Source organism: Falsirhodobacter sp. alg1 (assembly GCF_000739715.2).
In the GTDB taxonomy this organism is placed as follows: Bacteria; Pseudomonadota; Alphaproteobacteria; order Rhodobacterales; family Rhodobacteraceae; genus Falsirhodobacter.
The window spans coordinates 1-545 of record NZ_BBJC02000083.1 but is presented as its reverse complement, the minus strand read 5'-3'; the positions used below and the strand labels follow the sequence as shown (position 1 = coordinate 545).

2 pseudogenes are annotated in these 545 nt (G+C 60.3%); one reads left to right on the top strand and one right to left on the bottom strand.

Going from position 1 to position 545, the window contains the following annotated elements:
• A pseudogene (locus tag TR36_RS15265) lies at positions 1-255 on the bottom strand (sigma 54-interacting transcriptional regulator); the annotation flags it as partial.
• A gap of 38 nt (positions 256-293) precedes the next feature.
• On the opposite strand from TR36_RS15265, the pseudogene TR36_RS14300 reads away from it, so the two are divergent.
• Positions 294-545 (top strand): annotated as a pseudogene (locus tag TR36_RS14300) (dehydrogenase); the annotation flags it as partial.

The following is a 545-nucleotide window of genomic DNA, read 5'->3' as shown; positions in this document are numbered from 1 at the left end:
TAGCCCCCGACCCGCCGTGAACTGCTGTTCGACCAGCACCCGCAGCATCTTGGACTGGGTTCCAAGCGGCATGTCCGCCACCTCGTCGAAATAGACGACGCCGCCATGTGCCTGTTCCAGCAAACCCTTTYCNAACCCCCGCTCGNAGGTTTCCCGACCAAACAGAACCTCTTCCATTCGCTCCGGCTCTATGCCTGCCGAGGATACAGATACGAAGGCGGCATCCGCACGGTTCGAATTGGCATGGATATAGCGGGGAGTTCTCTGGTATCAGCCGGGGAACAGAGGGGCTGGTGTTCCACGGTCGGGTACCGGAAACCGAATATGAACGGATGCGGGGGCCGAACCAAGCAGGAAACCTGCCGTTTCCGGTCAAATACGGCTATGCGATGGTAGGCACAACGGACGAGGGGCGGTCGGTCTTCTGCCTGCACCCCCATCAGAATGTATTCCAACTGCCGTCCGAGGCCCTTGCAACCCTGCCGCAGGCATTGCCGCCCGAGCGGGCAGTTCTGGCCGCCAATATGGAAACGGCACTGAATGTC